Genomic DNA, 18,087 nt, shown 5'->3' with positions numbered 1-18,087 from the left:
CACCATCCGGCCTCAGCCGTCAAGGACATGGAGTAATCATGAAACTCCAGAAGGTGATCCGGAGGGCGTTCGGCGTTATTGGTCGGGCGCCTCCCTGGGCTCGGCCACGACCATGACCAGCCGAAGCTCCTCGGGCCCCTGGTTGGCGTAGCGGTGGGGTCTGTCCGCGGTGAAGAGCACGGCGGCGTCGGTCTTGACCACGTAGCTCCTGCCGTACACCGTGAGCGTCAGCTCGCCCGCCAGGACGGTCAGCATCTCGCGGGTGCCCGGCGGATGGGCGTCGCCGTCGTGGTGCTGGCCGGGCCCCAGCCGCCAGTCCCACAGTTCGAGGATCATCGGCGCGTCGGCCCCGACGAGCAGCTTCGCCTGCACCTCGCCCTGGTCGAAGGTGACCACGTCCGCCTTCTCGACGATCCGCACCACCGGCACGTCGGAGACCTCCACCAGCCGGGCCACGGTCACGCCCAGCGCGGAGGCGATCCGGGTGAGAGTGGACACACTGGGGTTGGTCCGGCTCTGCTCGACCTGGACCAGCATGCCCCTGCTCACTCCCGACCTGGCGGCCAGCGCGTCGAGCGTGAGCCCGCGGTGCGCGCGCTGGGCGCGCACGTTGTTCGCGATGGCCTGCGTGATCGTCTCCGGATCCTCCATGCGGTGCAGTCTAGTGAATGTGATTTGCACTATGTTGCACCCAATAGGATGTACTAATAGTGCAATCTGATGAACTGGACGGTAGAACATGACTGCGGTGATCCTCGCGACGGCCTGCGCGATGGTCTATGGCACGGCCGACTTCTTCGGCGGCCTGGCCACCCGGCGATCGCGCGTGCTCTCGGTCGTGGCGCTGTCGCAGCTCGCCGGCCTGGCCGTGATCCTCGTCGTGCTGCCCATGCTTCCCGGCCGGCTCAGTGAGGGGGCGATGCTCTGGGGGCTGGGCGCGGGCGTGGCGGGCGTAACCGGGCTGGTGCTCTTCTACCGGGCGCTCGCCACCGGCGTCATGTCGGTGGTGGCGCCCACGACCGCGGTCACGTCGGCGGCGCTCCCCGTCCTGTACGGCCTGACGGCCGGCGAGCGTCCCGAGCCCGTGGCGCTGGTCGGGGTGGTACTGGCCCTCGGCTCCGTGCTCCTGGTGAGCCAGGGCGGCTCCGCCGGGAAGAGCGGCTCGATGGGCTCGGTGCTCACCGCCCTGGCCGCGGGGGCCGGGTTCGGCGGGTTCTTCATCATGCTCGCCCTGGCTCCCGACGAGGGCGGGCTGTGGCCTCTGGTGGGAGCCCGGCTGTCCTCGGTGGCGCTGGTGGTGCTCCTCGCGGTGGCGACGCGGCGCACGCTGAAGCCGGGCGGCGGGTCGCTGCACATCATCGTCGCGGCGGGCGTGCTCGACATGCTGGCCAACGTGCTGTACCTGCTGGCCAAGCAGGAGGGCCTGCTGAGCCTGGTGGCGGTGCTGGTGTCCCTCTACCCGGCGAGCACGCTGCTGCTGGCCAGGCAGGTGCTCGGCGAGCGGCTGCACGCGATCCAGGTGGCGGGCGTCGCGTGCGCACTCGGCGCTGTGGCGCTCGTCGCTGTCGCCTGACGCGGTTGTTTGGCGCGGTCGTTCGGCGCCGTCGCTTGGCGCGCCGATTCCGCCGCCGGGCGCGGCGGCGCTCGCAGCCGTTGCGTAGATTGCACGCGCTTGTTACGTTTCGGCCGTGCGCCCCGATCGGGCACCTCCAGCCCCCGAGCCGTTCAAGCACGTCGCGGTGCCCTACGACTCGGATGACGCCTTTCTCTCACTGATCGTGCCCCGCGTGCGCGCGGCGCTCGCCGACGACAGGCGGGTGCTCGTGGTGACCTCGGCCGGGAAGCTCCGGCTGCTCGAAGAGGCGCTCGGCGACGAGGCCGGGCAGATCGACCGCAGGGACTCCCGCACCTGGTACATCCACCCGCACCGCACGCTGGCCGCCTACCACGAGTACACCCGGGGGCGGCGCACGCTCGTCGTCGGCGAGACCACCTGGCGGGACCGCGGCGAGCGCGAGATCCGCGAGTGGATCCGCTACGAGTCGGTGCTGAACGCCGCCCTGGAGGACGCCGGTGCCGTCGTCCTGTGCCTCTACGACCCGCGGACGGTCCCGGCGGCGGCGCTGGAGTATCAGCCGGTGAACCATCCCCTGCTGCTCGAGGCCGGCGGCGAGAGGGTCAGCACGGGCTTCGTCCGCCCGCACGAGCTGGTGCTGAACGGCGACCTGGCGCCGCTGCCCGCGCCGAGCGGCCAGGTGGCGACGGTGAGCTTCACCGCGCAGGGGATCAAGGGGCTCAGGCACACGGTCCGCGACTACGCCAGCGCCGCGGGGATGGACGTGAACCTCATCGGCTCCCTGGTGCTCAGCGTCTCCGAGATCGCCGCGAACAGCGTCGAGCACGGCGCCGGCCACGGCCTGATCAGGATGTGGGTGAGCGGAGGGGAGATGGTCTGCGAGATCGCCGACCCGGGCGGCGCGCTGGATGACCCCTTGCCGGGCTACATACCACCAGAGCCCGAATCCTCTCGAGGATACGGGCTCTGGATCAGCCGTCAGCTCTGCGACTTCGTCGACCTACGGGCTGAGGACGGAACACTCCGCGTGCGGCTCCATATGGGGTTGGACGGCTATGCAGCGCTCTGAGCCGGGACGCGTACCGCGCCCTCTTCGCGGGCGTAGCCCTCGAGCATGCCGCGCAGCTGACGGCGGCCCCGGTGCAACCGGGACATGACCGTGCCGATCGGCGTGCCCATGCGCTCGGCGATCTCCTTGTAGGCGAACCCCTCGACGTCGGCCAGGTAGACGGCGACGCGGAAGTCCTCCGGCAGGGAGCGCAGCGCGTTCATCACGACGTTGTCGGGCAGCCGTTCGATCGCCTCGGTCTCGGCCGACTTCAGGCCGGTCGAGCTGTGGGACTCGGCGGCGTGCAGCTGCCAGTCCTCGATCTCCTCGGCGGCCGCCAGCTTCGGCGAGCGCTGCTTCTTGCGATAGTCGTTGATGAAGTTGTTGGTGAGGATCCGGTGGAGCCAAGCCTTGAGGTTGGTGCCCTCGCGGAACTGGTGGTACGAGGTATACGCCTTGGCCACGGTCTCCTGGACCAGGTCCTCTGCGTCGGCGGAGTTACGGGTCAGACGCATGGCGGAGGCGAACAGCTGCGACGTCACGGGCACGACATCGCGTTCGAACCAGTCTTGTCGCTGCTCATCGGTCATGGTGATCAAATCATTCCCCCTTGCGCTGTATCCCCCGTCTCGGCCAAGCCGCTGACCTTGGTAACAGTTTCGCAAACCCCACGTAAGGGCTGCGTTAACGGTTCCGCCAGGTCAGGGAGGTGAACGGCCCACGTGCTCGCGGCGTGCGTCATCACGTCCACGGCCGGACCAGTCTCATTAGCATAACACTATACCCCCAATTTCACGATTAATGTGGTCAGAGTCACATGGGATAGCGTATGGAGATGGACTCTGTGGACCGTCATGACATGGAGGCACGACTCTGGGTGACGGAGGCCATCCGCAGGGTCGAAGCCGACGCCAACCGGAGTTGCGATACGCACCTCCATGTCTTTCCGCTTCCCCCGCACTGGGGCGTAAACCTCTACTTGAAAGACGAGTCAGTACACCCCACCGGTTCACTCAAACACCGGCTCGCCCGATCTCTTTTCCTGTACGGCCTGGCCAACGGCTGGATCGGCCCGGCCACCACGATCGTCGAGGCGTCGAGCGGCTCGACCGCGGTCAGCGAGGCCTATTTCGCCCGGCTCCTCGGGCTGTCCTTCATCGCGGTGATGCCCGTCTCCACCTCACCGGAGAAGATCGCGCTGATCGAGTTCTACGGCGGCAAGTGTCACCTGGTCGACGACCCGGGCACCATCTATGACGAGTCCCGTCGCCTGGCGGCCGAGACGAACGGCCACTTCATGGACCAGTTCACCTACGCCGAGCGGGCCACGGACTGGCGGGGCAACAACAACATCGCCGAGTCCATCTATGCCCAGATGGCCATGGAACCTCACCCTGAGCCTACCTGGATCGTGGTGGGCGCGGGCACGGGCGGCACCTCCTCGACGATCGGCCGCTACATCCGCTACCGCCGCCACCCCACGCGCCTCGCGGTGGCCGACCCGGAGGGCTCCGCCTTCTACCCGAGCTGGGTGTCGGGTGACACGTCCGTCACCGCCCGGGGCTCCCGCATCGAGGGCATCGGCCGGCCGAGGGTGGAACCCTCGTTCCAGCCGATGGTCATCGACCGCATGATCGCCGTACCGGATGCCCGGTCGATCGCCGCCATGCACTGGGTCCGCGAGGTGACGGGCCGCGACGTGGGCGGCTCCACCGGCACGAACGTGGCCGCCTGCGTGGACCTGATCCGCGAAATGCGCGCGGCCGGCGCCCAGGGCAGCATCGTCACCCTGATCTGCGACGGGGGCGAGCGCTACCGGGGCACCTACTGCGACCAGGACTGGCTGGCCGCCCAGGGCCTGGACCTCGCCCCGCACCTGGAAGACCTGCGGACGTTCCTGTCGGCGGGCTGATCTCTCAGGAGACGGTCCTGGCGGAATCGACGGCGAAGAACTTCGCCACGTCGTCGAGGATCGCGTGGGCGCCCTGGATGCCGACCGCGGTCATCCAGGTCACGTCACTGACCTCGCGCTTTTCTCCCTTGAGCTTTCCCCACAGCGGGTTGCCGACGAACTTCTCCTTGGACGCCTCAGCCGACGGGTCCGCATATGTCGCCACAAAAATCTGGTCCGCGTCCAGGTCGCCGATGCGCTCCTGGCTCACGTCCACCGCGATCGAGCCCTGCTTGGTGGGTGTGGGCTGGCCCTCCGGGCGCGGGAAGCCGATGTCCTTCAGCACAATGCCCGAATAGGACGTCTCGACGTACAGCCGGGTCGTCGGCTCACCGGCGAACCTGACGACGGAGATGGTCGGCAGCTTCCCGTCCTTCGCCTTGATCTCGGCGCCGATCTTCGCGGCCCGCTCCTCGTACGACTTGACCGTGGTGTCGGCGAGCTGCTCCTTGCCCAGGGCCTGCCCCATGAGCCGGACGTTGTCCTTCCAGATGGCGCCGGTGGTCTCGCTGAAGACGGTCGGGGCGATCTTGGACAGCTTGTCGTAGAGGGCCTCGTGGCGGACCTTGGCCGAGACGATGAGATCGGGCTTGAGCGCCATGATCTTCTCCAGGCTGGGCTGCTCCAGGGTGCCGACCGGGGTGGCCTCCTTGCCGTACTCGGCGGCGACGGAGCCCAGATAATCCGGGAGCTTCGTGTCGATGGACCGGTAGGTGGTGTAGCCGACCACCGGCGTGCGCAGCGTCAGCACCGCGTCGACGAAGCTCTGGTCCAGGGCCACCACCCGCTTGGGCTGGGCCGGGATCGTGGTCTCGCCCATCGCGTGCTTGATGATCCGAAACGGTTCCGTCAGCTTCTGCGCGGCGGGCGTCGAACCACAGGCGGCGAGCGCCGCCACGAGGACGGCCCCCATCAGTGCACGCAACGGTCTCATCTGATCCCTTTCGCAAATCTTAGGCAACCCTAAATTAGGTTAGCCCTGCCTAACCTGACATACTTCACCAAGGTCGGGCAATGCTTGAGGAGGAGACGCGTGACCGCTACCGCTGTGGCGCCGCGCCCGCACGGCGTTCAGCATCGGCGGCTCTCCTTACTCCTGGTCCTGCTCGGAGCCGTCCTGATCGGCATGGTGCTGAGCATCACGATCGGCGCCAAGTCCGTGCCACCGGCCGACGCCTGGCACGCGCTGACCGCCCCGAGCGGCACCGAGAACGACATCGTCATCCGCTCGCTGCGCGTCCCCAGGACCGTGCTCGGCGTCCTGGCCGGGCTGGCACTGGGCGTCGCGGGCGCGCTCATGCAGGGCCACACCCGCAACCCGCTCGCCGACCCCGGACTGCTCGGCGTCACGCAGGGCGCGGCGTTCGCGATGGTGGCCTCGATCATCCTGCTGGGCACCTCCAGCCTGCTGGCCTACATCTGGTTCGGCCTGGCCGGTGCCCTGATCGCCAGCGTCGGCGTGTTCGCGCTCGGCATGGTCGGCGGGCGCGGCGGCCCGACGCCGGTCACGCTCGCCCTGGCGGGCACCGCCGTGAGCGCCTTCCTGTACGCGCTGACCTCGGCCATCGTGCTCCTGGACGAGCAGGCGATGGACGTGTTCAGGTTCTGGCAGGCCGGCTCCATCGCCGCCCGCGGCTCCGACGTGGTCTGGCAGGTGCTGCCGTTCATCCTGGCCGGCCTGCTGCTGGCGATGGTCAACGCCCCAGGGCTGAACGCCCTGTCCCTCGGCGAGGACGTCGCCCGCAGCCTGGGCCAGAACATCGCGCTCACCCGGACCGTCGGCGTCGCCGCCGTCACCCTGCTCTCCGGCGCCTCGGTCGCCGCCTGCGGGTCGCTCGCGTTCGTCGGGCTGATCGTGCCGCACCTGGCCCGCCCGCTGTCCGGCACCGACCATCGGTGGCTGCTGCCCTACTCCGGGCTGATCGGCGCGGCGCTGCTGCTGCTCGCCGACGTGATCGGCCGCGTCGTCGCCCCGCCGGGCGAGCTGGAGGTCGGTGTGGTGCTCGCGCTGCTCGGCGCCCCCTTCTTCGTCGTCCTGGTCCGCCGCAGGAAGCCGGTGCGGCTGTGATGACGACGTTCCCGCTGCGGGTGGCGGGCCTGTCCTGGCAGGTACGGCTGCGCGGCGTCGCCGTGACCCTCGGCGGTCTGGTGCTCCTCGGCCTGCTCATGGCCCTGAACATGCGCATCGGCGACATCCGGATGAGCGTGGCCGAGGTGCTGGGCGGCACGTTCGACGTCAACAGCGCCAACCACTTCGTGATCATGGAGCTCCGCCTGCCGCGCGCGCTGACCGGCGCCCTGGTGGGCGCGGCGCTGGCGCTGTCCGGCGCGATCATCCAGTCCATCGCGCGCAACCCGCTGGCCAGCCCCGAGATCCTCGGCGTCACCACCGGCGCCTCCGTCACGGTCGTGGCCGGCGTGGTGGCCAGCGGCAGCGCCTACGGCGGGACCAGCGGGCTGCTCGCGACCCTCGGCATCCCCGCCCTGGCCCTGCTCGGTGGCCTGGGGGGCGCCGCGATCGTGTACGCGCTGGCCTGGCGGCGCGGGCTCGACGGCTACCGGCTGGTCCTGGTCGGCATCGGCGTGGCCGCCGTGTTCACCAACGTCAAGTACTGGCTGCTGACCGTCGGCGACGTGAACGACACCGGCAGGGCCATGGTCTGGATCAGCGGCTCGCTCAACGGCCGGGGCTGGGAGCACGTGGTGCCCGTGGCGCTCGCGCTGGCCGTACTCGTGCCGCTCACGCTGCTCGGCACCCGCTCGCTCGACGCGCTGCGCTTCGGCGACGACACGGTCACCGCGCTCGGCGTGCGGATGAACCCGGCGCGGGCGCTGATGATCCTCGCCGCGGTGCTCCTCGCCGCCGTCGCGACGGCCTCGGCGGGCCCGATCGCGTTCGTCGCGCTGGCCGCGCCGCAGATCGCGCTCCGGCTCACCCGCTCCGGCCAGCCGCCGCTGCTGTCGTCGGCGATGACAGGCGCCGTGCTGACCGCCGTCGCCGACCTGATCGCCCGCACCGTCTTCTCCCCCATCGAACTCCCCGTCGGCGTCGTGACCGCGGTCCTCGGCGCCCCGTACCTCATTCACTTGATCTGGAAGGCGCGCAAATGAGGCTCCAGGCCGTCGACGTCAAGCTCGGGTACGGAGATCGCACCATCGTGGACGGCCTCGACCTCGGCATCGAGGCGGGCACGGTCACCACGATCATCGGCCCGAACGGCTGCGGCAAGTCCACCCTGCTGCGCGCCCTCGGCCGCCTGCTCCGGCCGCAGGGCGGCGAGGTACTGCTCGACGGCAAGCGCATCGACCGGATCCCCACCCGCGAGGTGGCCAAGATCCTCGGCGTGCTGCCGCAGGCGCCCATCGCGCCGGAGGGCCTGACGGTCGCCGACCTGGTCGCCAGGGGCAGGCACCCGCACCAGACGTGGTACCGGCAGTGGTCGTCGGACGACGAGGCGGCCGTGGGCGAGGCACTGGCCATGACCGGCCTGGCGGACCTGGCGGAACGTCCCCTGGACGAGCTCTCGGGCGGTCAGCGGCAGCGGGCCTGGATCTCCATGGCGCTGGCCCAGGGCACCGACCTGCTGCTGCTCGACGAGCCGACCACGTTCCTGGACCTCGCGCACCAGGTGGAGGTCCTGGAGCTGGTACGGCACCTGCACCGGGAGGCGAGCCGGACCATCGTCATGGTGCTGCACGACCTCAACCTGGCGGCCCGCTACGCCGACCGGCTGGTGGCCATGCGGGACGGCCGGGTGGTGGCCGCCGGCGACCCCCACGAGGTGCTGACGGAGGAGCTGATGCGGGAGGTGTTCGAGCTGGACGCCAAGATCATCGCCGACCCGGTGGCGGGCACCCCGCTCGTCATCCCCATCGGCACACACCGCTGACGGTTTCTCCAGGTTCAGCCGAGTTCGGCCAGCGCCCGGCGTACCTCCTCATCGTCCGGCGCCAGCTCGCGCGCCCGCCGCAGGTCCGCCCGCGCGCGCTCCGAACGCCCGGCCATGCGCAGGGCGAGCGACCGGTTGAACAGGGCCTCCGCGCTCTCCTCCAGCTCGATCGCCCGGGTGAGGTCGGCGATGGACGTCTCGTGGTCGCCCTCCTCGAACGCCAGCGCCCCGCGCCCGGCCCAGACCGCCGCCAGCCGGGGGTCGCGGCGCAGCGCCGAGTCATACGCCTTGCGGGCCTTCACCCGTTTCCCCTGCGCGGCCTCGACCTGGCCGAGCACACACAGCAGGTACGGGTTGTCCAGGTCGCGCTCGGCGTCGGCCCTGGCCCTGTCCAGCTCGTCCAGCGCCACGAGCAGCCCGGCCCTGTTGACGTAGGCGTCGGTGAAGCCGGGATCGAGCTCGATCGCGTGGTCGAGGTCGGCCAGCGCGCCCGCGAGGTCTCCCCGGGCGTAGCGGATCTCCGAACGGTTGTAGTACGGCTCGGGGAAGGGCGGCCCCACCCGCATGGCCGTCTCGTAGTCGGCCAGCGCCTCCTCCAGGCGGCCGAGCCGGTGCAGCAGATTGCCCCGGTCGAGGTAGGGGTCGGCGTATCCGGGGTCGGCCGCGATGACCGCGCCGAGGTCGGCCAGCGCGCCTTCGGCATCGCCCATCAGGGCGGTCAGCTGGGCGCGGTTGGCGCGCAGGACAGCCTTGTGCACCGGGTGCCTGCCGGGCTCCAGGTCACGCTCGGCCAGCTCGACGGCCTGCTGGACGAGCCGCAGCGCGACCTCGGTGTTGCCCCTGCGTACCTCGATGAGCGCCTTGCCGTTGAGGTCGAACCCCAGGTGGAAGGCGCGCTCGCGGCGGTCGGGCAGCAGCGAGGTCAGGGCGACCGCCTCGTTGATCCAGGCCATCGCCTCCTCCGGGTCGCGTTCGCCCGGGTCGTGGTGCCTGACCAGCAGCATCGCGGTGGCGTAGGCGGCGGTGGCGCGGTGTTTCGGGTGAGCGCTCACCCGCCTGGCGCGGTCGAGCAGGGCGCGTGCCTCCTCCTCCCGGTCGAGGGCGGCCAGCGCGGTGGTCGTGCGGTGCAGCAGCCGCCACCACTCCTCGCCGTCCTCCGCCAGCGTGGGCAGCAGCGCCGCACCGGCCTCGGCCATGGCGTGATGGAACCCCTCGTCGCGGTAACGGTCGAGATCCACGTCCCGTACGGGCACCCCGCTCGGGCCCGGCACCACGAACGCGGGGCCCTCAAGGGCGATTGTGAGCAGTTCGGCGGGCACCCGGCGACGTAGGACGGCCACCAGCTCGGTGTCCGTCGGGTCCGCCTCATGGGCGTTCGTCACCCGCACGGCCAGCGGACCACGGGCTCTCAGGTGATCACGGACGAACTCGGCGAGCCCGTTGGCCAGCCGGAGCGTACGCAGCCGGCCCGGCACCAGGATGCGCTCGTCCTGCGGCAACCGGTCCATCGGCGAGACACGGCCGGCCGGGACCGAGGCACGCAGGCCGGGAGCCGCGGCCAGGATCTCGATGTCGTGCGCGGCGACCAGCTCCGGCGCCGCCTCCGGGATCAGGAGGCCGAGGAGATCGGCCGCGAGCGTGTAGGGACCGTTGCGCCGGCGATCGGCGTCAAGTGTGATCTCTGTCAAAGTCGTCCCCGGATCACCCGCCGAGGCCGGAGTCTCCACCCAGACACCGGCCCAGCCCGATGACAGATCAGGCGGCGTGCTTCGGCGTCGCTGCGCCGGTCAGTTTGACGGTCCCGGGTCTGTGGACGACTACCTTCTTCATGGGTGCTCATTTCGATCTATAGCTGAGGACCGCTCAATATCAACACGACCTTGGTCAAACAACAACCCATTCCCTGGTAAGCCGCATTTCCATTTCATTTGCCGTTTTCGTCGCCGAGAATCGCGTCGACGAAGACCTCCGGATCGAACGGCGCCAGGTCGTCGGGCCCCTCTCCGAGGCCCGCCAGCTTGACCGGAACCCCCAGCTCACGCTGGACCGAGATGACGATGCCGCCCTTGGCCGTGCCGTCGAGCTTGGTCAGCGCGATGCCGGTGATGTTGACGACCTCGGCGAACACCTGGGCCTGCCGCATCCCGTTCTGGCCGGTGGTGGCGTCGAGGACGAGGAGCACCTCGTCAACCGTGGCCTTCTTCTCGATGACCCGCTTGACCTTGCCCAGCTCGTCCATGAGGCCGGTCTTGGTGTGCAGGCGGCCGGCGGTGTCGATGATGACGACGTCGACCTTCTCCTCGATGCCCCTGGCCGTGGCGTCGAAGGCGACCGAGGCGGGATCGCCGCCCTCGGGCCCGCGCACGACGTCGGCGCCGACCCGGTCGCCCCAGGTCTGGAGCTGGTCGGCGGCCGCGGCCCGGAAGGTGTCCGCCGCGCCGAGCACGACCTTCTTCCCGTCACCGACCAGCGAGCGGGCCAGCTTGCCCGTGGTGGTGGTCTTGCCGGTGCCGTTGACGCCCACGACGAGCACGACGGCGGGCCGCTCGCCGTGCTTCTGGACGTGCAGCGTACGGTCCAGGTCGGGGTTGATCTGGGCGAGCAGTTGCTCCCTGAGCAGCTCGCGCACCTCCGCCGGGGTACGGCTGCCGAGGACCTTGACCTTCGTGCGCAGCTCCTCGACCATGGCGCGCGTCGGCGCCACGCCGACGTCGGCGGTGATCAGGCTCTCCTCGATCTCGTCCCAGACGTCGTCGTCGAGGCGGTCACGGGACAGCAGCTCCAGCAGGCCGCGCCCGAGCGCGCTCTGCGAGCGGGCCAGCCGGGACCGCAGCCGCACCATCCGGCCGGCGGACGGCGGCGGCACCTCGATCTCTGGCACGATCTCGGGCGTGACGACAACAGCTGGCGCCGGAGGCGGGAGCGTGGTGGTCGCCCCCTCACCCTCCTCCACGCTGGGCGCCGGACGCTGCTCGGGGAGCGTGGGCGTCTGGGGCGGCTCGACCGGGGGCGCGGCCTTGCCACCCGGCCTGAGGAGCAGGAAAAGGCCGCCGGCCGCCAACAGGGCGACGACGACCACGATCACTATGACGCCGAGATAACCATCCACAACAGGTCAGTTTTCCAGATCGACCGGCATGCTGATGACCCGCGCCGCGCGGTCGGGGCCCATGGGGCCGGGGACGGGGTCAGGCGGACTCGCGCTCCCGGAGCCGCTGGCTGACCACCTGAGTGACGCCGTCGCCGCGCATCGACACGCCGTAGAGGGCGTCGGCGATCTCCATCGTCCGCTTGTTGTGGGTGATGACGATCAGCTGCGAACTCTGCCGCAGCTCTTCGAAAAGCCTCAGCAGGCGCTGCGTGTTGGTGTCGTCGAGGGCCGCTTCGACCTCGTCCATCACGTAGAACGGGGAGGGCCGCGCCTTGAAGATGGAGATCAGGAACGCCACCGCGGTCAGCGACCGCTCACCGCCCGACAGCAGCGACAGCCGCTTGACCTTCTTGCCGGGCGGCCTGGCCTCGACCTCGATGCCGGTGGTCAGCATGTCGGTGGGCTCGGTCAGCACCAGACGGCCGTCGCCGCCGGGGAACACCCGGGTGAAGATCTGCTCGAACTCCCGCGCCACGTCCTCGTAAGCCGAGGTGAACATCTGCTCCACCCGGTCGTCGACCTCCTTGACCACCAGCATCAGGTCGCGCCGGGTCTTCTTGAGGTCTTCGAGCTGCGAGTTGAGGAAGGCGTGCCGCTCCTCCAGCGCCGCGAACTCCTCCAGCGCGAGCGGGTTGACCTTGCCGAGCTGGTTCATCTGTCTCTCGGCGATCTTGGCCCGCTTCTCCTGCTCCTCGCGTACGTAGGGGATGGGCGGGTCGCCGGGGACCGGGGCCTCCGGGCCGTACTCGGAGATCAGTGACTCCGGCTCGACGCCGAACTCCTCCAGGGCGCGCTGCTGGAGCTGTTCGAGGCGCAGGCGCTGCTCGGTGCGGGCGACCTCGCTGCCGTGGACCCGGTTGACCAGCCTGTCGAGCTCCTGGCCGAGCTCGCGTACGTGCAGGCGCACCTGCTTGAGCTCGGCGTCGATCGCGACGCGGGCCAGGTCGGCCTCGTCGCGTTCGCGGGCGGCGACCTGGATGGACGCCCCCAGGGCCCTGAGCACCTGCTTGGCGCCCTTGCTCACGGCCTCGGCCACCGTCGCCTGCCGGCGGCGCCTGGCTCGCTGGGCGGCGGCCTCGGCGCGTTCGTGGCGCTCGCGCTGGGCGGCCCTGATCAGGCCGTCGGCCCGGCCCTCGATGCCCTTGACCCGCTCTTCGGCGGTGCGGACCTGCAGGCGGGTCTCCATCTCGCGCTGCCTGGCGACCTGGCAGGTGCCGGCCAGGTCGTCGCGGAGCTCGGTGGTCGGCTCGGTCTCCAGCTCCCGCGCGTACTCGGCCTCGGCCAGCCGGATCTCCAGCTCGGCCAGCTCCTCCAGGCCCTCGGCGCGGGACTCCTCGGCCGTCGTGACGTTCTTGGCGAGGCGCTGGGCCTCGTCGCGGGCCGCGTCGGCGGCTGCTTCGAGCTGGGCCAGCCGCTTGGCCGCCGCGGCGTTGCGCTGGTCGGCCTCGCGCTGCCTGGCCCTGACCTGGTCGAGCGTGCTCTGGGCGGTGTTGACCCCGGTCTGGGCGGTGCCCGCGGCGGACTGCGCCTCGTTGACGTGGGTCTGGGCCGACTCCAGGGCCAGCTGCGCGGCCTGCTCGGCGGCGGCGGCCTCGTCGAGGGCGGCGGCGGTCTCCTCGGCCCTGCCCTCGGCCTCCTCCAGGTCCGCGATGGCGTCGTCGAGCGCCGCCCGCACCTGCAGCACGGAGGTGCCGCCCTCGGAGCCGCCGCTGGCCAGATGAGCGCCGACGAGGTCGCCGCCCCTGGTCACGGCGCGCAGCTCGGGATGGCGGTCCACGATCGCGCGGGCGGCACCGAGGTCGTCCACGACGACGACGCCGGCCAGGACGTGGTCCAGGGCGGCCCTGAGATGCGCGGGCACCGTCACCAGCGCGGCGACCCACCGACTTCCCTGCGGCGCCGCCCCCAGGACCCGATCCGCGGTCCGCCCATCGGGACTCACCACTGCGGCCTGCCCGTCGAGACGCGCCGCTGCGGCCTGCCCATCGAGCCGCGCCAGCGCGGGCTGGCCATGGGTGTGCGCCACCAGGAGCGTCGCCTGGCCCGCCTCCTTGACGCGGAGCAGCTCCAGCGCGCCGATTGCCGTGTCCACCGTCTTGACGGCGATGGCGTCGGCGATCGGCCCGAGGACGGCCGCTACGGCCGGCTCGGCGCCCGGGGTGACCTGCATCGATGCCGCCAGGGGGCCGAGCACCCCGGCCAGGTCGGTCTCCAGGAGGGCCGCACCGCCGTCGCCCTTGGCCAGGCCGAGCTCAAGGGCCTCGCAGCGGGCCCGGAGGGCGGCCACCGTCTGCTGGGCCTTCTGGTCGGTGGCGCGAGCCGTGGAGATGCCCGATCTGGCGGCCTGGAGGGCGGTTCGCGGCGCGTCGAGCGCGGACTTGGCCTGCTCGACGGCGGCGCGGGCCTCGTCGGCCGCCGCCTTGGCCTCGTCGACCAGCGCCTGGGCGGCGGCCAGCTCCGCGGCCAGCGCGGGATCGACGGCGGGCTCCTCCAGCCGCCGCGACTCCAGGTCTTCACGGGCCTGGCGCTCCCGCCCGGCGGCCTCGGTCACGGCGCGCGTGAGGCGGCCGATCTCGTCTTCGGCGGCGCGCGCCCGGCTGCGTACGGAATCGACCTGGCCGCGCAGTTTGGCCAGGCCCTCGCGCCGGTCGGCGGCGGCCCGGGAGGCCATGGCGAGCCGCTGCTCCTCGGCGCTCAGCTCGGCCTCGGCCTCGGCGCGCCGCTGGACCGCCTCTTCCAGCAGGTCCTGGGCGTGCTCCAGCTCGGCCTGGAGGATCAGCTCGTGCTCGCGGGCCTCGGCCGCCTCGCGTTCGAGCTCCTCCGGATCGCGCCCGCGCCGCTCGATGGCGGCCGCGTCGAGCGCGTGCCGGTGCCGCTCGGCGGCCAGTTGTTCGAGGCCGGTGATGCGTTCGCGCAGGGAGGAGAGCCGGAAGTAGGTCTCCTGGGCGGCGGTCAGCCGGGGCTGGGCCTCGGCCTCGGCCGTCTCCAGGGCGGCCTCGCGCTGCTGGCCCTCGGCCAGCTCGGACTCCACCTTGGTGCGCCGGGCCAGGATCGCCGCCTCGTCGGCCGCCTCGCGCTGCAGGGTCACGCGCAGGACGCACACGTCGTCGGCCAGCAGGCGCAGCCGGGCGTCACGCAGGTCCGCCTGGATGACGGCGGCCTTGCGGGCGATCTCCGCCTGGCGGCCGAGCGGCTTGAGCTGGCGGCGCAGCTCGGTGGCGAGGTCCTGGACGCGGGTGAGGTTGGCCTGCATCGCGTCGAGCTTGCGGAGGGCCTTCTCCTTGCGCTTGCGGTGCTTGAGCACGCCCGCGGCCTCTTCGATGAACGCGCGCCGGTCTTCGGGGCCCGCGTGCAGCACGGCGTCGAGCTGGCCCTGGCCGACGATGACATGCATCTCGCGGCCGATGCCCGAGTCGGACAGCAGCTCCTGGATGTCGAGCAGGCGGCAGGTGTCGCCGTTGATGGCGTATTCGCTCTGGCCCGACCTGAACATCAGGCGGCTGATCGTGACCTCGGTGTAGTCGATCGGCAGCGCACCGTCGGAGTTGTCGATGGTCAGCGCCACCTCGGCCCGGCCGAGCGGCGGCCTGGAGGAGGTGCCGGCGAAGATGACGTCCTCCATCTTGCCGCCGCGCAGCGACTTGGCGCTGTGCTCGCCCATGACCCAGGCCAGGGCGTCGACGACGTTGGACTTGCCGGAGCCGTTGGGGCCCACGACGCAGGTGATGCCGGGCTCGAAGCGCAGGGCGGTCGCGGAGGCGAACGACTTGAAGCCGCGCAGGGTGAGGGTCTTCAGATACAAGACCACGCCCCCTTCTCCGTGAACCGACCTGGAAAAGCCTACTGGCCTTCACTGCCCCGCGAGGGCGTGTGCAGTCGGGCCGCGCCGGTTGGACAAAGGAGGGACAAAGTTCGCCGAATATTCGCAAAATAACAAGGGACGCCTCTTCGAGACGTCCCTGGGTCGTGCGCTCCGGCACCTTTAGGTAAGTGCCGGCTCGCGCTCTTGCATACGGCTGAACGCCTCGTCGCGGGTTTGCGCCGCAAGAGCGTCATTCGTGGCCTGGAGTCGGATGAGTTCTGCCTCCAAATCCCGGATACGCTGTTGCAGACGGCGCATCTCCGAGACCATTCGAGGGTCAGGACCGCCGACGTGGCCGAGTAGAGCCTTCGCCATGGTAAAGGGTCCTCCACGCTGAGTGACCAGACTGGTTCGCGCACTTCTTATTCCGCGGGAGGGGTGCGCGTGGTACCTAACAAGAGTCGCACCGGCAGTGAGGGCGGTCAAGTCGAACGAACCGCGTAGACCATCCCCCGGGCACTCCCGACATACAACTATACCCTATTTGGGCGGTTAAACGAAACCCCTCACCGCTCTACAAACCCACCCAAACTACCTCGGGCTTCACTCCAACGTTCCACCACTCCATCAACTCTGCCCGGCGTGTCGCAACCTCTGAGCAGCCCTAGGAGCTTGACGCAGGCCTCTTCAGGGCCTTCCATCACGACTTCCACCCGGCCGTCGGGAGTGTTCCTCGCCCACCCCGTGAGTCCGAGCTCCAGCGCTCGCGCGCGCGTCCACCATCGGAAGCCCACGCCCTGCACCCTCCCCCTCACCCACACCGTCAGCCTCACCATGGGATCTCCCCTTTTTCCTTTGCGGCTCCGTGACCGCCGCACGGGGCTCGCGGCGCGGCGGGCCGGGCGCCGTACCCCCATTCTCCAGACAGGGGGCCGGGCGTGTCCTCCGGGCTCGCTCAGCGGGGCTTTCGCTGGCAGGTCGGGCAGCTGTAGGACGAGCGGTTCATGAACGGGTCGCGCCTGATCGGGGTGCCGCAGCGGGAGCAGGGCTGGTCACGTCTGCCGTAGACCTCCAGGGAGCGCTCGAAGTAGCCGCTCTCCCCGTTGACGTTGACGTAGAGGCTGTCGAAGGACGTCCCGCCCTGCAGGAGGGCGGCGCCCATGACCTGGCGGACGGCGGCCAGGAGCTCGGCGATCTTGGGGCGCGTGAGGGCCTGGGTGGGTCGTGCCCAGTGGAGTTTCGCCAGCCACAGGGCCTCGTCGGCGTAGATGTTGCCGACGCCGCTGATCAATGACTGGTCGAGCAGGGCCCGTTTGATCTCGGTCTTCTTCTTGCGGAGGTTCGTCGCGAACGCGTCGGCGTCGAACGACTCCTCGAACGGATCGGGGGCGATGTGCGCGATGGGCGCGGGAATGCCCTCGACCAGAGGGGTCAGCATGACGTGGCCGAACGTTCGCTGGTCCACGAAGCGGAGATCGGAGCCGCCGTCGGTGAAGCTGAGCCGCACTCGCAGATGCTTCTCCAGCGGCGAGTCGGGCGGCACGATGAGCAACTGGCCGCTCATGCCCAGATGGGCCAGGAGCGCCTCCTCGTCGCCCGAGAGCGGCAGCCACAGGTATTTGCCGCGACGCTCCGCCGAGAGCACCGTGCGCTCTCTCAGGCGCGCGGAGAACTCCTCCGCGCCCGGCAGGTGGCGTCTGGTGGCGCGGGGATGGAGCACCTCGGCCGAGGCGATCTCCCGGCCGGACACCCATTCGGCGAGGCCGCGGCGGACGACCTCGACCTCCGGAAGCTCTGGCACCTAGCCCGCCGGCTGGCTCTCGCGCTGCTCGCGGCGGGCCCTGATGCGGGTCCACGCCGCCTCGGCCGCCTGCTGCTCGGCCTCCTTCTTGCTGCGTCCGTTGCCCGAGCCGTAGGACTCGCCGCCCACGCGCACCTCGGCGGTGAAGGACTTGGCGTGGTCGGGGCCGCTCTCCTCGACGTGGTATTCGGGCACGCCGAGCGTCTCGGAGGCGGTGAGCTCCTGCAGCGAGGTCTTCCAGTCGAGGCCGGCGCCCAGTGACGCCGAACGGACGATCAGCGGATCGAACAGCAGGTGCACGGCCCGGAACGCCTCGTCGAGGCCCTTGTCGACGTAGACGGCGCCGATCAGCGCCTCCAGCGTGTCGGCCAGGATCGACGACTTGTCGCGGCCGCCCGTGCCCTCCTCGCCCCTGCCGAGCCGCAGGAACCGGCCCAGGCCGAGCGTGCGGGCCACATCGGCCAGGGCACGCATGTTGACCACCGCGGCCCGCAGCTTGGCCAGCTGCCCTTCGGGCAGGTCGGGGTGGTTGCGGTAGAGGGTGTCGGTCACGACGAGGCCGAGCACCGAGTCGCCGAGGAACTCCAGGCGCTCGTTGGTGGGCAGGCCGCCGTTCTCGTACGCGTAGGAGCGGTGGGTCAGCGCCCGCTCCAGGATGTCGGCACCGAGGCCGACCAGCAGCACCCGCTCCAGCTCTTCTCTGGCGACCTCGACGGCCACCGGCTTAGGACCTGCGCCCACGTGACTTCCTCCTCGGACATCTTCACAAGGCGCAACGGCTGCGGAAGATGCCCGAAAACGTGGTGGGCGTCGGGGGGACTAGACCCCGGCGTCCACCACGGCCGCGGGCGAACCGCCACCGCACGCA

General features: G+C 70.6%; 16 protein-coding genes. 6 read left to right on the top strand and 10 right to left on the bottom strand.

Going from position 1 to position 18,087, the window contains the following annotated elements; all coding sequences use genetic code 11:
* Positions 1–75: 75 nt before the first annotated feature.
* Complete coding sequence (locus tag AB0F17_RS14020; RefSeq protein WP_358021448.1) at positions 76–651, bottom strand: XRE family transcriptional regulator; 576 nt, start codon at positions 649–651, stop codon at positions 76–78.
* An 88-nt stretch (positions 652–739) separates the two neighbouring features.
* On the opposite strand from AB0F17_RS14020, the gene AB0F17_RS14015 reads away from it, so the two are divergent.
* Complete coding sequence (locus tag AB0F17_RS14015; protein ID WP_358021445.1) at positions 740–1,573, top strand: DMT family transporter; 834 nt, start codon at positions 740–742, stop codon at positions 1,571–1,573.
* 115 nt (positions 1,574–1,688) lie between these two features.
* Positions 1,689–2,645, top strand: coding sequence for a sensor histidine kinase (locus AB0F17_RS14010; RefSeq protein ID WP_358021442.1), 957 nt, complete (start codon positions 1,689–1,691; stop codon positions 2,643–2,645).
* On the opposite strand, the gene AB0F17_RS14005 is transcribed toward AB0F17_RS14010, so the two are convergent.
* A complete protein-coding gene (locus AB0F17_RS14005; RefSeq protein WP_214636970.1) occupies positions 2,630–3,214 on the bottom strand; it encodes a sigma-70 family RNA polymerase sigma factor in 585 nt (194 codons plus the stop codon). The two genes, AB0F17_RS14010 and AB0F17_RS14005, sit on opposite strands and share 16 nt — an antisense overlap.
* Positions 3,215–3,459: 245 nt before the next feature.
* Here AB0F17_RS14005 and AB0F17_RS14000 point away from each other — a divergent pair, with 245 nt between their 5' ends.
* Positions 3,460–4,536 (top strand): PLP-dependent cysteine synthase family protein, encoded by a 1,077-nt coding sequence (locus AB0F17_RS14000; protein ID WP_358021438.1) that lies wholly within the window; start codon positions 3,460–3,462, stop codon positions 4,534–4,536.
* A gap of 4 nt (positions 4,537–4,540) precedes the next feature.
* On the opposite strand, the gene AB0F17_RS13995 is transcribed toward AB0F17_RS14000, so the two are convergent.
* The gene (locus tag AB0F17_RS13995; protein ID WP_358021435.1) at positions 4,541–5,509 is read right to left on the bottom strand and encodes an iron-siderophore ABC transporter substrate-binding protein; all 969 of its coding nucleotides are present in this window, start codon (positions 5,507–5,509) and stop codon (positions 4,541–4,543) included.
* Between the two features lie 99 nt (positions 5,510–5,608).
* Here AB0F17_RS13995 and AB0F17_RS13990 point away from each other — a divergent pair, with 99 nt between their 5' ends.
* The 3 genes from AB0F17_RS13990 to AB0F17_RS13980 are packed head-to-tail and all read left to right on the top strand — an operon-like array spanning position 5,609 to position 8,465.
* On the top strand, positions 5,609–6,643 hold the full coding sequence (locus AB0F17_RS13990) for an iron ABC transporter permease (protein WP_358021432.1): 1,035 nt from the start codon (positions 5,609–5,611) through the stop codon (positions 6,641–6,643).
* Positions 6,643–7,686 (top strand): iron chelate uptake ABC transporter family permease subunit, encoded by a 1,044-nt coding sequence (locus AB0F17_RS13985; RefSeq protein WP_358021428.1) that lies wholly within the window; start codon positions 6,643–6,645, stop codon positions 7,684–7,686. The genes AB0F17_RS13990 and AB0F17_RS13985 overlap by 1 nt, the downstream gene beginning before the upstream one ends.
* A complete protein-coding gene (locus AB0F17_RS13980; protein WP_358021425.1) occupies positions 7,683–8,465 on the top strand; it encodes an ABC transporter ATP-binding protein in 783 nt (260 codons plus the stop codon). The genes AB0F17_RS13985 and AB0F17_RS13980 overlap by 4 nt, the downstream gene beginning before the upstream one ends.
* Positions 8,466–8,479: 14 nt before the next feature.
* Here the strand turns inward: AB0F17_RS13980 and AB0F17_RS13975 are convergent, their stop codons facing one another.
* The 7 genes from AB0F17_RS13975 to rnc form a co-directional block, all read right to left on the bottom strand.
* Positions 8,480–10,153 carry a tetratricopeptide repeat protein gene (locus AB0F17_RS13975; protein WP_358021422.1) on the bottom strand — a complete coding sequence of 558 codons (1,674 nt, stop codon included), beginning with the start codon at positions 10,151–10,153 and terminating at the stop codon, positions 8,480–8,482.
* A 236-nt stretch (positions 10,154–10,389) separates the two neighbouring features.
* Positions 10,390–11,574, bottom strand: a complete 1,185-nt coding sequence (gene ftsY / locus AB0F17_RS13970) for a signal recognition particle-docking protein FtsY (protein WP_358021420.1) — start codon at positions 11,572–11,574, stop codon at positions 10,390–10,392.
* Positions 11,575–11,653: 79 nt separating this feature from the next.
* Complete coding sequence (gene smc, locus AB0F17_RS13965) at positions 11,654–15,418, bottom strand: chromosome segregation protein SMC (RefSeq protein ID WP_358022343.1); 3,765 nt, start codon at positions 15,416–15,418, stop codon at positions 11,654–11,656.
* A 180-nt stretch (positions 15,419–15,598) separates the two neighbouring features.
* Positions 15,599–15,793, bottom strand: coding sequence for a hypothetical protein (locus tag AB0F17_RS13960; RefSeq protein ID WP_214636962.1), 195 nt, complete (start codon positions 15,791–15,793; stop codon positions 15,599–15,601).
* 191 nt (positions 15,794–15,984) lie between these two features.
* Positions 15,985–16,254: an acylphosphatase gene (locus AB0F17_RS13955; protein ID WP_358021416.1), complete on the bottom strand. Its 270-nt coding sequence runs from the start codon at positions 16,252–16,254 to the stop codon at positions 15,985–15,987.
* 119 nt (positions 16,255–16,373) lie between these two features.
* Positions 16,374–17,219 (bottom strand): bifunctional DNA-formamidopyrimidine glycosylase/DNA-(apurinic or apyrimidinic site) lyase, encoded by an 846-nt coding sequence (gene mutM, locus AB0F17_RS13950; protein WP_358021413.1) that lies wholly within the window; start codon positions 17,217–17,219, stop codon positions 16,374–16,376.
* Positions 17,220–17,939, bottom strand: coding sequence for a ribonuclease III (gene rnc / locus AB0F17_RS13945; RefSeq protein WP_358022340.1), 720 nt, complete (start codon positions 17,937–17,939; stop codon positions 17,220–17,222).
* Positions 17,940–18,087 lie beyond the last annotated feature (148 nt).

The sequence above is a fragment of the Nonomuraea sp. NPDC026600 genome, from assembly GCF_040638335.1.
GTDB lineage: Bacteria > Actinomycetota > Actinomycetes > Streptosporangiales > Streptosporangiaceae > Nonomuraea.
This window is presented reverse-complemented; position numbering and strand designations above follow the sequence as displayed.